Annotated in this window: 13 protein-coding genes; 11 read left to right on the top strand and 2 right to left on the bottom strand. The window is 66.8% G+C overall.

Annotation, left to right across the window (positions count from 1 at the left end; translation table 11 throughout):
• The first annotated feature begins 251 nt into the window (after positions 1-251).
• Genes ACIQCN_RS14580 through ACIQCN_RS14565 form a run of 4 tightly spaced genes read left to right on the top strand, consistent with a single transcriptional unit; the run spans position 252 to position 4,352 of the window.
• Positions 252-1,502, top strand: coding sequence for a PTS transporter subunit EIIC (locus ACIQCN_RS14580; RefSeq protein WP_400605168.1), 1,251 nt, complete (start codon positions 252-254; stop codon positions 1,500-1,502).
• Positions 1,503-1,555: 53 nt separating this feature from the next.
• A complete protein-coding gene (gene nagB / locus ACIQCN_RS14575) occupies positions 1,556-2,335 on the top strand; it encodes a glucosamine-6-phosphate deaminase (RefSeq protein WP_400611552.1) in 780 nt (259 codons plus the stop codon).
• On the top strand, positions 2,320-3,105 hold the full coding sequence (locus ACIQCN_RS14570) for a copper homeostasis protein CutC (RefSeq protein ID WP_400611550.1): 786 nt from the start codon (positions 2,320-2,322) through the stop codon (positions 3,103-3,105). Before nagB ends, ACIQCN_RS14570 begins: the two co-directional genes overlap by 16 nt.
• On the top strand, positions 3,102-4,352 hold the full coding sequence (locus ACIQCN_RS14565) for an N-acetylglucosamine-6-phosphate deacetylase (protein ID WP_400611548.1): 1,251 nt from the start codon (positions 3,102-3,104) through the stop codon (positions 4,350-4,352). The genes ACIQCN_RS14570 and ACIQCN_RS14565 overlap by 4 nt, the downstream gene beginning before the upstream one ends.
• A gap of 14 nt (positions 4,353-4,366) precedes the next feature.
• On the opposite strand, the gene ACIQCN_RS14560 is transcribed toward ACIQCN_RS14565, so the two are convergent.
• Positions 4,367-5,374, bottom strand: coding sequence for an Lrp/AsnC family transcriptional regulator (locus ACIQCN_RS14560; protein WP_400605176.1), 1,008 nt, complete (start codon positions 5,372-5,374; stop codon positions 4,367-4,369).
• 137 nt (positions 5,375-5,511) lie between these two features.
• On the opposite strand from ACIQCN_RS14560, the gene ACIQCN_RS14555 reads away from it, so the two are divergent.
• The 5 genes from ACIQCN_RS14555 to bcp all read left to right on the top strand — a co-directional run bounded on the left by ACIQCN_RS14555 (position 5,512) and on the right by bcp (position 11,390).
• A complete protein-coding gene (locus tag ACIQCN_RS14555) occupies positions 5,512-6,765 on the top strand; it encodes a M20 family metallopeptidase (protein WP_400611546.1) in 1,254 nt (417 codons plus the stop codon).
• Between the two features lie 66 nt (positions 6,766-6,831).
• The gene (locus tag ACIQCN_RS14550) at positions 6,832-8,121 is read left to right on the top strand and encodes an MFS transporter (RefSeq protein WP_400611544.1); all 1,290 of its coding nucleotides are present in this window, start codon (positions 6,832-6,834) and stop codon (positions 8,119-8,121) included.
• A gap of 251 nt (positions 8,122-8,372) precedes the next feature.
• Complete coding sequence (locus ACIQCN_RS14545; protein ID WP_400611542.1) at positions 8,373-9,932, top strand: alanine/glycine:cation symporter family protein; 1,560 nt, start codon at positions 8,373-8,375, stop codon at positions 9,930-9,932.
• A 69-nt stretch (positions 9,933-10,001) separates the two neighbouring features.
• Positions 10,002-10,796, top strand: a complete 795-nt coding sequence (locus ACIQCN_RS14540; RefSeq protein WP_400611540.1) for a hydroxypyruvate isomerase family protein — start codon at positions 10,002-10,004, stop codon at positions 10,794-10,796.
• 114 nt (positions 10,797-10,910) lie between these two features.
• Entirely contained in the window at positions 10,911-11,390 is a 480-nt protein-coding gene (bcp, locus tag ACIQCN_RS14535) for a thioredoxin-dependent thiol peroxidase (protein ID WP_400611538.1), read from the top strand.
• Positions 11,391-11,623: 233 nt separating this feature from the next.
• Here the strand turns inward: bcp and ACIQCN_RS14530 are convergent, their stop codons facing one another.
• The gene (locus ACIQCN_RS14530) at positions 11,624-11,872 is read right to left on the bottom strand and encodes a hypothetical protein (RefSeq protein ID WP_400605187.1); all 249 of its coding nucleotides are present in this window, start codon (positions 11,870-11,872) and stop codon (positions 11,624-11,626) included.
• 213 nt (positions 11,873-12,085) lie between these two features.
• Here ACIQCN_RS14530 and ACIQCN_RS14525 point away from each other — a divergent pair, with 213 nt between their 5' ends.
• A complete protein-coding gene (locus tag ACIQCN_RS14525) occupies positions 12,086-12,895 on the top strand; it encodes an IclR family transcriptional regulator (protein WP_400605189.1) in 810 nt (269 codons plus the stop codon).
• A 345-nt stretch (positions 12,896-13,240) separates the two neighbouring features.
• Positions 13,241-15,160 carry a BCCT family transporter gene (locus tag ACIQCN_RS14520; protein WP_400605191.1) on the top strand — a complete coding sequence of 640 codons (1,920 nt, stop codon included), beginning with the start codon at positions 13,241-13,243 and terminating at the stop codon, positions 15,158-15,160.
• Positions 15,161-15,319: the final 159 nt, after the last annotated feature.

Raw genomic sequence — 15,319 nt, 5'->3', positions numbered from 1 at the left:
ACTGCCCTTTCTGCCGGTGCCTGGTCAGGCACTCCTAGACGATCCGAATCCGGTGGACCCGGTGCGACCAATGATGGCGCTCCCCCGCCGGCGGGTCCACCTCCGGGAGCCTCTCAGCCCCGGGGCCTTCCCAAAATGCCTTCTTGACAGGCACTGGTGGGGTGAATCACACTGAACTGGTCATAACCAGACAGTACCGGCTTGAATGGTCTCTTCACAAGCCCCCACCCGACCCAGCAGAGGTGCTATCCATGTCAACGTCCGACACCCAAGCCCTGGCTCCTGAAAAGAAGCCGAACCGGGCCTTTGCCACGCTGCAACGCCTTGGCCGCTGCCTCATGCTCCCCATTGCGGTCCTTCCTGCGGCGGGCATCCTGCTGCGCATCGGCCAGGCGGACCTGCTTGGCGCCATCCCCGGGTTTGAGGGCGGCGCAGCAGTCATTTCCGCCGCCGGCAACGCTGTTTTCACCTGGCTGCCCCTGATCTTCGCGGTGGGCATCGCCATCGGCTGGGCCAAGAAGGCCGACGGTTCCACCGCCCTGGCTGCCGTGGTTGGCTACATGGTGATCGATGGCGTGTTCAAGGCGATGTCCCCGCTGGTCCTCGCCGGCCAGGTGGACCCCGCCGGGAAGCCTGCCGTCATCAATTACGGCGTCCTCGCAGGCATCGTGGTGGGCCTGCTGTCCGCGATGCTCTGGCAGCGCTTCTACCGCACCAAGCTGCCTGACTTCCTCGGGTTCTTCAGCGGCCGCCGGCTGGTGCCCATCCTGACCTCCGTGACCAGCCTGGTGGTGGGCGTCGCCATGGCACTGCTCTACCCCCTCTTCAACGCGGGCCTTTCCGCTGTGGGCGAGGCAGTGTCAAGCAACGCGGTGGCGGGCGGCGGCCTCTACGGCTTCGCCAACCGCATGCTGATCCCGGCAGGCCTGCACCACATCCTGAACTCGGGCGTATGGTTCCTCATCGGCGACTACACCGATGCCTCCGGCCAACTGGTCCGCGGCGACCTCAACCGGTTCTTCGCCGGCGATCCCTCCGCGGGAATCTTCATGACCGGGTTCTTCCCCATCATGATGTTCGGCCTGCCGGCGGCCGCGCTGGCCATTTGGCGCCACGCCAAGCCCACGCAGAAGAAGGTAGTGGGCGGCATCATGCTCTCCAGCGCCCTGACCGCGTTCTTCACCGGCATCACCGAACCGCTGGAGTACTCCTTCATGTTCGTGGCCTTCCCGCTGTACATCGTCCACGCGGTCCTGACCGGAACCTCGATGGCACTGGTGAACGCGCTGGACATCCACCACGGCTTCACGTTCTCCGCAGGCCTGATCGACTTCGTGCTCAACTTCGGCAAGTCCGAGAACGGCTGGCTGCTCATTCCCATCGGGATTGGCTACGCGGTGGTTTACTACTTCCTTTTCTCCTTCGTCATCAAGCGCTGGAACCTGCGCACCCCCGGCCGTGAAGACGACGAAATCACGGTGGAGACCGAACCCGCCAAGTAGGCGCCGCCGTCGTACTCCCCCGCCCGCCCAAAACCGAAAGCAGCCTGGAGAGCATGGAAATCGTTATCCTTCCCACCCCGGCCGACGTGGCCCGCACGGCCGCCGACGCCATCGAGCAGCAGGTCCGCCGCGGCCCGTCCGTCCTTGGCCTGGCCACCGGTTCCACGCCGCTTGGCACCTATGCGGAACTCATCGGGCGGCACCGCGCAGGAGGGCTCAGCTTCGCCAACGCGCAGGCCTTCCTGCTGGACGAGTACGTGGGGCTGCCGGCCGGGCACCCCCAGTCCTACCACTCGGTGATCCGCGAGGAATTCACCGGCAGCGTGGACTTCGCCCCTGATGCCGTGCATGGTCTGAACGGCATGGCGGAGGACCTGGAGGCCGAGGCGGCGCAGTACGAGGAACGCATTTCCGCCTCGGGCGGGGTGGACATCCAGATCCTGGGCATCGGGACCGACGGGCACGTGGGGTTCAACGAACCCATGTCCTCGCTGGCGTCACGGACCCGGATCAAGACCCTCACGCGGCAGACCCGGCAGGACAACGCGCGGTTTTTCGAGTCCGCCGCCGACGTTCCCGAACACGTCCTGACCCAGGGGCTGGGCACCATCCGGCGGGCACGTCACCTGCTGCTGCTTGCCATGGGCGAGGCGAAAGCGGAAGCCATTGCGGCCGCCGTCGAGGGTCCCGTTGCCGCACTGTGCCCCGCGTCGGCGCTGCAGCTGCACCCGCATGTGTCGGTGCTGGTGGACGAGGCGGCGGCGTCAAGGCTGGCGCACCGGGACTACTACACCGACACGTTCGGGCGGAAGCCGGCGTGGCAGGGACTCTGAGCCCCGCCGTCCGCCTGCCGCAACTGGAACTCGCCGTGGAAAACGCCGAGGGCGTCCGGCTGGCCGAAGCGGTGGGCGCGGCGCGGGTTGAACTCTGCACCGCACTGGCGGAGACGGACGGCGTCACTCCGGGCATTGGCGCGGTGGAGCACGCCTGCGCGCAAGGGTTTCCCGTCCATGTGCTGGTACGGCCGCGGCCGGGCGGTTTTGCGTACACCGCGGATGAGCTTGCCGTGATTGAACGGGACGTTTCCGCGAGCCTGCGTGCCGGGGCGGCCGGGGTGGTGGTGGGGTTTTTGACCGCCGCCGGCGCCCCGGACCAAGCGGCAGCGCGGCGGATCGTCCACGCGGCGCGGCAGTCCAACCCGGCCGCCGAGGTGACGTTCCACCGGGCATTCGACGCTGCCCTTGCCGCCGGAACCGATCCGGCCGAGGCGTTGTCCCGGCTGGAACAGGCCGGCGTCAACCGCGTCCTGACCAGCGGCGGAGCCACCGACTGCGGGGCCGGGCTGCCGATGCTGCGGCGGCTGGTCCAGCTGGGCGGGCAGTCCGCCCCGTCCGTCCAGATCATGGCCGGCGGCGGGGCAACGGTGGAGCTGGTCCCTGCGCTGGTGGAAGCCGGCGTGCATGCCATCCACACCTCGGCACGGCCGCGGGCCGGCGGCGCGCCGGCGGGGCACGGCTCCCCCGCCGCCCGTCCCCTCCCGTCCGACCCCACCCTTGCCGCGGCCTTCGCCGCCGCACTCAACCAGGAAGCCTGGAGCGCATGAGCACCGAATCCACCCTTCGCGGCCGGGTCGTCACCGCCACCGCGGACATCACGGACGGCGTTGTGGCGTACGACGGCGGCGTGCTCACCTACGTGGGGCCGGCGTCGGAATTCCCCGGGCTGCTTGAACCCGGGCTGCTTGAACCCTCGGAAGGCGTGACTGCCGGGGGTGCCGGCCGGATCATCATTCCCGGACTGGTGGACCTGCACTGCCACGGCGCACTGGGCACCGACTTTTCCGAAGGCTCGCCCGAGGGCGCCCGCTCCGCCTCCCGCTACCTGCACAGCCGCGGTGCCACCACCCTGGTCGCGAGCCTGGTGACGGGCACGCCGGAGGACCTGGTCCGCAACGTCAAAAACCTGCGCACGCTCACCGACGAGGGACTGATCGCCGGCTCGCACCTGGAAGGTCCGTTCCTTTCGGAGGCCCAGTGCGGCGCGCACGATCCCGCACTGCTGCTCGCGCCGGACGCCGGACTGATGGCCGGTCTCCTCGACGCCGCCGGCCCTTCCCTGGCTTCGGTGACGCTGGCGGCCGAACTGCCCGGCGCGTCGGCACTGGTGGAGCTCCTCACCGCCCACGGCGTCATCCCGTCCCTGGGACACACCGCCGCGGACAGCCCCACCGCCGCGGACTTCCTGGCCAAGGCGGCGGCAGGACTTGCATCCGCCGGCCATGAGTCCGCCGGCCAGGGGAACGGACGACGGCGGCCAACGGTCACCCACCTGTTCAACGCCATGCCGTCCCTGCATCACCGCGCGCCGGGACCGGTCTCGGCCAGCCTGGCAGCAGCCCGCGCGGGCGAGGCTGTGGTGGAGCTGATCGCCGACGGTGTTCACCTGGCCCCGCAGACGGTCAAGCTGGTATTCGACCTCGTTGGCGCCGGCAACATCGCCCTGGTGACGGACTCCATGGCGGCCACGGGGCTGCAGGACGGGCACTACCGGCTGGGTTCCCTCGCGGTGACGGTGGACCGGGGCGTGGCGCGCGTGGACAGCAGCGGCTCCATCGCCGGCGGGACCGCGACGCTGCTCGACGTGGTCCGGTGCGCCGTGGCCGCGGGGGTGGACCTGCAGGATGCGGTCGCGTCGGCGACGGCTGTCCCGGCGTCCGTCCTGGGACTTTCGGCGCTGGCAGGGGACCTCCGTGCAGGGATGCCGGCCGACGTCGTCGTCCTTAACCGGGAACTGGACCTGGAGGCTGTGCTGCGCCGCGGGGAAATACTCCCCCGCCCGGAAGCCGCGTAACCCGCGCCACCACCTTAATTGCCCACCACGGCGCCGCTGGAAGTGGTGTCCTCGTTGAGCATCCAGCCCACCCTTTTTACCGTCCGCAGCATGACCACGCTTTCCACCAGCTCGATCCCCGGCACCTTTTGCTGCAGGGCAAGCTCGGCATCCATGACGTCGGCCAGCGACTGAAGCCACATGATGATCGTGAAGTTGGTGGGTCCGGTGGTGGAGGCGCTCAGGCGGACGTTACTGATGGTCCTGATGTCCGCCGACGCCGTTTCATGGCGCCCGGCGGGAACGTTCACGAACCACTGGCAGGTCACCGGGAAAGCAGAGTAGCGCTGGGCGATCTCGCACCGGAATGACAGGATGCCGCTGGCAAGCACGCGGTTGAGCTGGCGCTGCACGGTAGCCGGATGCCGGCCCAGTTCCCGGGCGATCTCGGCCGCTGTCGCCCTGCCGTCCCGGGCCAGGAACGGCAGCAGGTCAAGGTGGCTGGCGGGAAGGTCGCCCGCCGGGCCCGGCCGCCGGATTGCCGGAGTTGCGTGGACCCCCAGGGAGCGAAGGGCTGCCAGCTGCGTCCGGTCCAGGATGTTGAGCCGCCACTCGTCCGCACTCGTATGGAGCCGGGTGCACAGGGAGGTCTGGTACTTGGTCAGGCCGTCGATGGTTTTCAGTCGGGACACCACCTGCGTGCTGAAGTCGTCCAGGGACTTCGTGACCACAGTCAGCATCAGGTCCCGGTTGCTTGCCGCTTCCTCCACCGTGATGATGTCCGGAACCTGCGCCAGTTGGGCTGTGACGCTTTCGCGGCGGTTCATCTCGCAGTCCACGGCTACGAAGGCCAGGAGCATCTGGCGGGGGTCACCGGCGAGGTGCGCCGTGACCCAGGCAGCTCCACTCGACTTGAGGCGGTCCCACCGCGCCGCGAGCGTCGTGGCGTGGACTCCCAGCACCTTGGCGGCGTCCGCCCAGCCCAGCCGCGGCGAGGCCTGCAGGACCTGGATGAGCGCCAGATCCTCTTCGCTCAGCTCCATTACGCCTCCCGTCACAGTGCATGAATCCTGCTAAAAGGCCGGATGCAAAGGATAATTCCTGCGGTTTTCCAGCATGTGAGTCATGCCACTTCAGAATAGTCCCCAGAACGGAAAGCCACTTTTCAAGGAGTAACAAAGTGCCCATTACCGAAGATGCCAAGGAACTTCAGGACGACCTGGTCCGCCTGCGCCACGACCTGCATCGCCGGCCGGAAATTGGGCTCCACCTTCCCCGCACCCAGGAGAAGGTCCTTGAGGCCCTGTCCGGCCTGCCGTACGAAATCACGCTCGGCAAGGACACGACGTCCGTCACCGCGGTCCTCCGCGGGACCGGTACCGGCGCGGGGGCAGGCAAGGCCGCCGGCACCGCCGCAGCCGCCGAAGTCCGCCCGGCAGTCCTCCTCCGCGCCGACATGGACGGCCTCCCGGTCCAGGAAAAGACCGGCGTGGACTACACCTCGCGGACGGACGGCGCAATGCACGCCTGCGGCCACGACCTGCACACCTCCATGCTTACCGGCGCCGCCACCCTCCTCGCCGAGAAGCAGCACCGGCTCCAAGGCGACGTGGTCCTCATGTTCCAGCCCGGCGAGGAAGGCTGTGACGGCGCCCGCTACATGATCAAGGAAGGCGTCCTCGATGCCGCCGGCCCCCGGGTCCAGGCCGCCTACGGCATGCACGTCTTCTCGTCCCTGGAGCCGCACGGCACATTCTGTACCAAGTCCGGCGTCATGCTCAGCGCCTCGGACGGCCTTGAGGTTACGGTACTCGGCGCCGGCGGCCACGGCTCGGCCCCGCACGCGGCGAAGGACCCGGTGACAGTGGCCGCGGAAATGGTCACGGCCCTGCAGGTCATGGTCACCCGCCAGTTCAACATGTTCGACCCCGTGGTGCTCTCCGTCGGCGTCCTGCACGCCGGAACCAAGCGCAACATCATCCCGGAGTCAGCCCGCATCGAGGCCACCATCCGGACATTCTCCGAGGAATCCCGCCTCCGCATGATGGAAGCCGTCCCGCGCATGCTCAAAGGGATCGCCGCCGGGCACGGGGTGGAGGTCCACGTGGACTACCAACAGGAATACCCCCTCACCATCACCAACGAAGACGAGACAACCACTGCGGAAAAGGTCATCTCCGGCCTCTTCGGCGAGCGCCGCCTCTCCCGCTGGGCCACTCCCCTGGGCGGTTCAGAGGACTTCTCCCGCGTCCTGGCCGAGGTGCCGGGGACGTTTGTTGGGCTGAGCGCCATGGCACCCGGCGGAGATCCCGCCCGGTCACCGTTCAACCACTCACCTTATGCAACGTTCGACGACGGCGTGCTGGCTGACGGGGCCGCGCTCTACGCCGAACTGGCCATCTCGCGGCTGGCCGCCCTTTCGGCAGCGTCCTAGCAGCGCGCCAGCGGCCGGCACCAGCACCGCTATTCCAGCTTTTTTATCGACCTCCAGGAAGTCATCATGACCATGACAGTAACCAAGCAGCAGACTGGACGGATGTCCACCGCCAAGACCATCGTCGGAACCGGCATCGGAAACGCCGTCGAATGGTACGACTGGGCCATCTACGCCACGTTCACGCCGTTCATCGCCAGCCAGCTGTTCAGTAAGGCGGACCCGGCCTCGGCCGTGCTGTCCACCCTGGCGATCTTCGCCGTCGGGTTCGTCGCCCGCCCCTTCGGCGGCTTCGTCTTTGGCTGGATCGGCGACCGGGTGGGCCGGAAGACATCGATGACCCTCGCCGTCGGCCTCGCCTCCCTGGGCAGCCTGATGATCGGAGTCGCCCCCACGTTCGCCGCGGTGGGTGCCTGGGCGTCCCTCATGCTGCTGGTGGCCCGCCTCATCCAGGGCCTGGCGCACGGCGGTGAACTGCCGTCGTCGCAAACGTACCTGTCCGAGATGGCACCCAAGGAGCACCGCGGTTTCTGGGCAACCCTGATCTACACCTCCGGCACCGTGGGCATCCTGTTCGGCACGCTGCTGGGCGCCATCCTGAACATGTCCATGACCACTGAGGCGATGAACGCGTGGGGCTGGCGGATCCCGTTCCTGCTGGGCGCGGCGATGGGCCTGTACGCGCTGATCATGCGCGCCCGCCTGCACGAAACGGAAGCGTTCGAGGGCGAATCCACCGCCGAGAAGCGCGCCCCGATCTGGCCGCAGATTGTGCGCCACCGCCGCCAGGCACTGCAGGTGATCGGCCTGACCGTCGGACTGACCGTCATCTACTACATCTGGGGCGTCGTGGCACCGAGCTACGCCACCACCGCACTGAAGATCGACCGCGGCGAAGCCCTCTGGGCCGGCGTGGTCGCCAACATCGTTTTTATCGCCGCCCTGCCGTTCTGGGGCAAGCTGTCCGACGGGATCGGGCGCAAGAAGGTGCTCTGGTCCGGTGCCATTGGTTCTGCCGTCATGCACTTCCCCATGACCTGGCTGCTGAAGGATTCCGCGTGGCAGCTGGCGGTGGGCATGTCCGTGATGCTGGTCTTCATCGCCGCGAGCGCCGCCATCGTGCCGGCCGTGTACGCCGAGCTGTTCCCCACCTCCATCCGCACCGTGGGCGTGGGCGTGCCCTACTCCATCTGCGTGGCCGTTTTCGGCGGCACCGCGCCGTACCTGCAGCAGTGGCTGGGCACCACGTTGGGCGCGCCGCAGGTGTTCAACGCCTACGCGGTGGTGCTCCTGGCCATCAGCGCGGCCGCCGTATTTACCATTCCTGAGACAAGGGGCAAGGACCTGACCCGCTAGTTCCCGACTGTTGCGGCTCATCCCCCGGCGCGTCCGGCCGCGCCGGGGGACTGCTGCTCAACCCGCGGAATTCCGCGGTTTAAGGCGCACGACGACGGCCCTGGCGCCGCCGGCCCTTCGGCCCGCCAACGGCAGTGTGACCTGCAGCACTCAAAGTCGGGTAAACTTGGAGCGCCTTAAGCGGCAAAACCCCCGGCCCACCCCAACCAGGGCCAGAGCCTTGCCCAGTTCGCAACAAGAAAGTGGTACCCATGGAAGCGATGCCTATGGCCGTGTCTGAAGACCTCAGCTGGCTGGCGCAAGTCGAGGAGGCCATCGATGCGGTGTTCCTCCCGATTGCAGACATTTTCTCCAAGATCGTCTTTTTCCCCATCACCATCGGGGACGTGAGCTTTCCCGCCGTCGTAGCCTGGCTGATTGCCGCCGGCGTCATCATCACCGCCTACTTCGGCTTCGTCCAGTTCCGCGGGCTGAAGGTTTCGTACGAAGTGGTACGCGGCCTTTACTCCCGCAAGTCCGACCCGGGCGAGGTCCCCCACTTCCAGGCCCTGACTTCCGCGCTTTCAGGCACCGTGGGCCTGGGCAACATCGCCGGCGTAGGTGCCGCGATGGCGCTGGGCGGCCCCGGCGCCACCTTCTGGATGATCCTGGCCGGCCTGCTGGGCATGGCCACCAAGTTCGCCGAATGCACCCTGGGCGTGAAGTACCGCGAGGTCCACGCCGACGGCACCGTCACCGGCGGCCCGTTCAAGTACCTGCCCATCGCCTTCAAGAAGCTCGGCACCGTGCCGGCCAAGATCCTTACCGGCATCTTCGCCGTCTCCATCCTGATCTTCGGCATCGCCGGCGGCAACATGTTCCAGGCCAACCAGACCTTTGCCCAGATCCAGAACGTCACCGGCGGCGAGGACGGCTTCCTGGGCAGTTCCGGCGCGGCACTGGTCTTCGGCCTGGTGCTGGCCGGACTCGTCGCCGCAGTGATCCTGGGCGGCATGAAGTCCATCGGCGCCACCACCGGCAAGCTGGTCCCCGCCATGGCGCTGATCTACGTGGTCTCCTGCCTGTTCGTCATCATCGTCAACATCGACAGCGTTCCGGCCGCGTTTGCCGCCATCATCGGAGGGGCCTTCAACCCGTCCGGCATGGCCGGCGGCCTGGTCGGCGTGATGATCGTTGGCTTCCAGCGCGCAGCGTTCTCCAACGAAGCCGGCCTGGGCTCCGCAGCCATCGCGCACTCCACTGTGAAGACCCGCCGCCCTGTCAGCGAAGGCTTCGTGGCGCTCTTCGAACCCCTGGTGGACACGGTCATCATCTGCACCATGACCGCACTGGCCATCATCATCGCCGGTGCCCCCAGCCTGCAGGCCGGCATCGACCAGGTCCAGGCAGGCGAAGGTGCGCCCGACGGCGTCATCCTCACCTCCGACGCCTTCGCCACCGTCCTCCCCTGGTTCCCGGTGGTCCTGGCCGTGGCTGTTGCCCTGTTCGCGTTCTCCACGCTGATCACCTGGTCCTACTACGGCCTGAAGGCCTGGGAGTACCTGTTCGGCCGCAGCAAGGCTTCGGAGGTCACCTACAAGGCTGTCTTCCTGTTCTTCACCGTGGTGGGTACGGTCCTGACCTTCACCCAGGTGCTGAACTTCGCCGATGCCGCCCTGTTCATCTGCGCGTTCGTGAACCTGCTCGGCGTGTACATGCTCCTGCCGGTCATCAAGCGCGAAATGAAGAAGTACCTGGCCGACCGCAAGAGCGGCAAGCTGCTGGAGCTCGGTGAGGAAGAGGACGAACTCGTGAACGAGGACGTCCTCTAGGAATCATCCTTTGGCGGGGTCGGCCTCCCGAGGCCGGCCCCGCCGTCGTACCGCCCGGAAGGACCTTCGATGACGTACACCGTGAACTGCTCCATCCTGCTCACCGAGCTGCCCCTGCTGGAGCGCCCGGCCGCCGCGAAAGCCGCCGGGTTCGACGCGGTGGAGTTCTGGTGGCCGTTTGCCTCCTCCGTCCCGGCCGACGCGGAGGTCACGGCCTTCGAAAAGGCCATCACCGACGCCGGCGTCCAGCTGACCGGGCTGAACTTCAGCGCCGGTGACATGCCCGGCGGCGACCGCGGCCTGGTGTCGTGGCCGGCACGGTCCAGCGAGTTTCGGGACAACGTCGATGTGGTGGCCGGCATCGGCGGACGGCTGGGCTGCAAAGCGTTCAACGCGTTGTACGGCAACCGGATCCAGGGCGAAGACGCGGCCAAACAGGATGAACTGGCCGCCGAAAACCTTGCCGCTGCGGCGGAGGGCGTCGCCGGCATCGGGGGCACCGTGCTCCTGGAACCGGTGAGCGGCGCCCCCGCCTATCCCCTCCTCCTGGCCGCGGACGCGCTGAAGGTGATCCGGCGGGTGGAGGCGGAGGCCGGCGTCGTGAACGTCAAACTGCTGGCCGATTTCTACCACCTCTCGGTCAACGGCGACGACGTCCCGGCCGTGATCGAAAGCCACGCCGGGGACTTCGGGCACATCCAGATCGCCGACGCACCGGGCCGCGGCGCTCCAGGCACGGGAACACTGCCGCTGCGCGAGTGGGTGGCGCGCAGCCGCGAGCTCGGGTACGGCGGCTACGTGAGCCTTGAGTACAAGGAGCCGCGGGAGACGGCCTTCACCTGGCTCACCCAACCCCTCCCCTAGATCCTTGGGGTCCGCGGGAATACCGTTTGTGACGGCCGAGTTGAGGACTGTTGGGGGAAAACGCTTCACTAGATGCTTTGCCCGTAAATGACATTGCCTGCCAAAGGAAACGCCATGAGCCACACCCTGACCACCAAGCTTCAGCCCGGAACCCCGGCTCCTGAGTTCACGCTCCAGGACGCCCAGGGCCGGACCGTTTCATTGGCCGACTACCGCGGCAGGAACGTCATCGTGTACTTCTACCCCAAGGCCGCGACGCCGGGCTGCACCACCGAAGCCTGCGACTTCCGCGACAGCCTTGCATCGCTGCAGGGCAAGGGTTACGAAGTGGTGGGCGTCTCCCCCGACGCCCCCGAAGCCCTTGATGGCTTCACGGGGGACTTCGGCCTCACATTCCCGCTGCTCTCGGACCCGGACCACGCCGTGGCGCTGGCCTATGGGGCCTGGGGCGAGAAGCTGGTCAAGGGCGAGATCGTGGAAGGCATCGTGCGTTCGACGGTGGTAGTGGATCCTGCGGGCAACGTCGCTCTGGCCCAGTACCAGGTCAAGGCCGAGGGCCACGTTGCCGCCCTCAAGGCGGAACTGGGCCTGTAAGGCTATTCAGAGCTTTTTCCACCACTTGCCGGGCCAGTCGTTCTCGATGGCCCAGAGCGCCATGAGCAGCGCGTCCATGGTCATAAGTCCCGCGATCAGGTACGCCCAACCGGATACAGATCCCATTGCAATCTCCTGACTTGGTTACCCCCAGCCACTCGATTGCTTTCCAGTCTGGCACTTAATGGGCCCGGGCGGAACGGATAATTCAAGGCCGGGTGACGCGGCCGGGGTTACCTGGCCAAGGCTGCGAACCGGCCGTGGGCCTCGGTCTCGATAAGGAGCCTCCGGGTGAGCTTCTCGACATGCTCGGACACCGCAGCTCCCACCTGCAGCCGGTCCCCGGGCCAGCTCGACACCTCCCGGGATTCGGCCAGGGCTTCGGCCAGTTCCCGGGCTGCCGCCCGCACTTTCCGCGAGTGCACGTAGAGGCGAAGCAGTGCCTTGGCCTTCGCCGCACCCCTTGTTTTCATCTGTTCCATTGGCTTCCCCGCCTTCCGCGAGCTGCCCAGCCTCCGGTCCACCCGCCGTCGGGGCCTTGCCGCCTGGAGACCGCTGCTTCGAGTCTCCCCGGCGGACCTCAACCTCCTCGCAAGCAGGCGCAAAGATTTCCACAAGATTCCGCCGGGCGCACCGCGGCGTTCTCCGCCCCGGCGGCACGGACCCGGGGCCCGGGTCGCATAGGATCAGGAAGTATGGCTTCTAAACACGAACCGGAATCCGATACCGACGCCGAGGGCGGCCAGTCCGGCGGAGTCCAGTCCGTGGAGCGCGCCCTGACAGTCCTGGAGATCCTGGCCAGGGACGGTCATGCGGGCGTCAGCGAGATAGCCGAAGAAATGGGCATCCACAAGTCCACTGTCTCCCGGCTGATGGGCTCCCTGGTGACCCGCGAAATGGTCCATCAAAACAGCGAGCGAGGCAAGTACCAGCTCGGGTTTGGGATCCTGCGGCTGGCCAGCTCCATCCCCGGCCGGCTGAGCCTGGTGCGCGAGGCAAGGCCCGTGCTGGAAAGCCTGGCGGAGGAATTTAAGGAGACCGTCAACCTCGCCGTGCTGCGCTCCAACTACGCGGTCAACGTGGACCAGGCGATGGGACCCTCCACCCTGGCCACTTATGACTGGGTGGGGAGCCTGACCCCGCTGCACGCCACGTCCAGCGGGAAGGTCCTCCTGGCCGCGCTGGAGGCTGACGAGCGCGACCGGATCCTGAAAGAGACGGGACTGGCCGCCCGCACCGCGCGCACCGTCACCAGCCGCAAGGAGCTGGACGCACAGCTGCTGGAGGTAGGCAACAAGGGCTATGCAGTGGTGCGCGAGGAGTTCGAGATCGGCCTGAACGCCGTAGCCGTCCCCGTCTACAACCACCAGGGCACCGTGGTTGGTGCGCTCAGCATCTCGGGCCCGGCGTTCCGCTTTGAGCCCGAAACGATTCCGGGACTGATCGATTCCCTTAAGGAAGCTGGACTCAAAGTCAGCGCCAACATGGGCTACACCGTCCGTTAGGCGGAATCGCCGGACAAAGGCACATCACCGGCCGTCGGAGAGCCGGATTGCTTTGGTGGCGGCGTCCTTTCCTGCTGCGGAGAGCCCCAGGATCCATCGGACTGCAGGCCGTCAAGGTACACGTCATCAAGAGGTTCATGCGTCGACGCATTCTTGACTTTTGAAAGTGACTTACAGCACTCTTGTTGCTTAGCGCGAACTCTGTTGATCTTTGCGGAACACCTCCCCGAGGGGCTTTAGGCCCTGCCTGCTCGTCTGCGGCGAACACCGGTCCGTCCCGGATCCGGAAGCCTGCAGGACGCGCATTCAACGCAAGCCCATGGACTAGCCAAAGGATCCGCTTTCATGGCCATTAATAGTGAACTGACTTCCCGCAAGGCCAACGTGCCGCCCTCCGACGGCGAAACCCCCGGCACCCCGCTTGATGCCGGCATGGGAGAGAAACCAGCCGCGCCTCCCCCCGCCACCGACCACGAACAGATCCTGGAGGAGTTGCGGCTAAGCCAGACGGAGCAGGCCATCTCCCGGCGCCGAAACGGCAAACTGACGCTGGACAAGGCAACGTTCGGCATCACGGGCGTCATCGCGCTGGCTTTCGTCGCCTGGGGGTTCCTCGGCAAGGACAGCCTCGCCGCAACCTCCACGAACGCGCTCGACTGGGTGATGGAGTACACGGGCTGGCTGTTCATGGTCCTGGCGTCACTCTTCGTCGTCTTCGTGCTGTGGCTGGCCCTGGGCAAGTTCGGCAACATCCCGCTGGGCAAGGACGGCGAAAAGCCCGAATTCCGCACGGTTTCCTGGATTGCCATGATGTTCGCCGCCGGCATGGGCATCGGCCTGATGTTCTACGGCGTGGCGGAGCCGCTCTACCACTTCATCTCGCCGCCCCCCGGAACCGTCGACGGCCGGACCCCGGCGGCCATTCAAACGGCCATGGCCACCTCGATTTTCCACTGGACGCTGCACCCCTGGGCCATGTATGCGGTGGTGGGAATTGCCATGGCGTACGGCACCTACCGGCTTGGCCGCAAGCAGCTGATCTCCACAGCCTTTACGTCACTGTTCGGGATCAGGACAGTTGAAGGCCCGGTCGGTAAGGTCATCAACATCCTTGCCATCTTCGCCACGCTCTTCGGCACCGCCGCTTCCCTGGGCCTGGGCGCCCTGCAGATCGGCAGCGGCTTCACGTCCAACGGCTGGGCAGGCGAAATCGGCACCCCCGTGCTGGTGGCCATCGTCGCCATCCTGACGGCATGCTTTATCGCGTCGGCGGTTTCCGGCATCAGCAAGGGCATCCAGTGGCTGTCCAACATCAACATGGTCCTGGCCGTCGTCCTGGCCCTCATCGTCTTCGTAGCCGGACCGACGCTCTTCATCCTCAACCTGATCCCGTCCGCCGTCGGCGACTACATCAGGGACCTCGCCGAAATGTCGTCCCGCACCGAAGCCGTAGGCGATGAAACCCTGCGCACCTGGATGTCCGGCTGGACCATCTTCTACTGGGCCTGGTGGATCTCCTGGACGCCCTTCGTCGGCATGTTCATTGCCCGGATCAGCCGGGGCCGGACCATCCGGCAGTTTGTGACCGGCGTCCTGCTGGTACCCAGCATGGTCAGCGTAATCTGGTTCGGCATTTTCGGCGGCACTGCCTTCCACATCCAGCAGGAGGCGGACAAGGCCGGCACGGCCGGGCTGATGACCATGACCGACGGGACAGCCAGCATCGACTTCGACGGCGCACTCTTCAACCTGGTCCGCAACCTGCCCATTCCCCCATGGCTCATGGCGGCCGTCATCGTCCTGGCCATGGTCCTGGTTGGAATCTTCTTCATCACAGGCGCCGATTCCGCGTCCCTCGTGATGGCATCGCTCAGTTCGAACGGGACCTCCGAGCCAAAACGGGCCCTCGTGATTTTCTGGGGAGGGCTGACCGGCGCGGTGGCGGCCGTCATGCTCCTCGCCGGGGGCGACGAGCCTTCCGAGGCCCTGTCCGGACTCCAGCGGATCACCATCGTGGCTGCCCTGCCCTTCGTGATCGTCATGCTCCTGCTCTGTTTCGCCCTCACCAAAGACCTCCGGCGGGACCCCCTCTCACTTCGGCGGAGACTGGCTGATTCCGTGGTGGAGCGCGCCATCCGCAGCGGAGTCGAGCAGCACCGGGGCGTCCAGTTCGAGCTGGTGACAAAGCACGAATGCGCAGAAGGGTGCGCCGACGGCACACCCTGCCCCGGAGCCGGACCGGGGAAGGCGACCACCCAAGAGTAAGAACACACCCGCCTGCGGCCCCCGGCGTCTCCTGCGCCGGGGGCCGCCCTTTTAAGGGCCCAACGGGGCTCTTCGCAGTTGAGGGTGTAGTCGAGGGTCGGCGGCTGGTTCGTGGATAGACGTCGAGGTCTTCCAGGATGGAAGTTCTCACACTGCCCA

Source organism: Pseudarthrobacter sp. NPDC092424 (genome assembly GCF_044754925.1).
GTDB lineage: Bacteria > Actinomycetota > Actinomycetes > Actinomycetales > Micrococcaceae > Arthrobacter.
The sequence above is the reverse complement of the archived record's forward strand: the minus strand, read 5'-3'. Positions and strand labels throughout refer to the sequence as shown.

Excerpts from the sequence above, each read along its gene's own strand:
- ACIQCN_RS14580 (WP_400605168.1), top strand. The coding sequence starts at position 252 with ATGTCAACGTCCGACACCCAAGCCCTGGCTCCTGAAAAGAAGCCGAAC.
- nagB (WP_400611552.1), top strand. The coding sequence starts at position 1,556 with ATGGAAATCGTTATCCTTCCCACCCCGGCCGACGTGGCCCGCACGGCC.
- ACIQCN_RS14565 (WP_400611548.1), top strand. The coding sequence starts at position 3,102 with ATGAGCACCGAATCCACCCTTCGCGGCCGGGTCGTCACCGCCACCGCG.
- ACIQCN_RS14560 (WP_400605176.1), bottom strand. The coding sequence starts at position 5,374 with ATGGAGCTGAGCGAAGAGGATCTGGCGCTCATCCAGGTCCTGCAGGCC.
- ACIQCN_RS14550 (WP_400611544.1), top strand. The coding sequence starts at position 6,832 with ATGACCATGACAGTAACCAAGCAGCAGACTGGACGGATGTCCACCGCC.
- ACIQCN_RS14545 (WP_400611542.1), top strand. The coding sequence starts at position 8,373 with ATGGAAGCGATGCCTATGGCCGTGTCTGAAGACCTCAGCTGGCTGGCG.
- ACIQCN_RS14540 (WP_400611540.1), top strand. The coding sequence starts at position 10,002 with ATGACGTACACCGTGAACTGCTCCATCCTGCTCACCGAGCTGCCCCTG.
- bcp (WP_400611538.1), top strand. The coding sequence starts at position 10,911 with ATGAGCCACACCCTGACCACCAAGCTTCAGCCCGGAACCCCGGCTCCT.
- ACIQCN_RS14530 (WP_400605187.1), bottom strand. The coding sequence starts at position 11,872 with ATGGAACAGATGAAAACAAGGGGTGCGGCGAAGGCCAAGGCACTGCTT.
- ACIQCN_RS14525 (WP_400605189.1), top strand. The coding sequence starts at position 12,086 with ATGGCTTCTAAACACGAACCGGAATCCGATACCGACGCCGAGGGCGGC.
- ACIQCN_RS14520 (WP_400605191.1), top strand. The coding sequence starts at position 13,241 with ATGGCCATTAATAGTGAACTGACTTCCCGCAAGGCCAACGTGCCGCCC.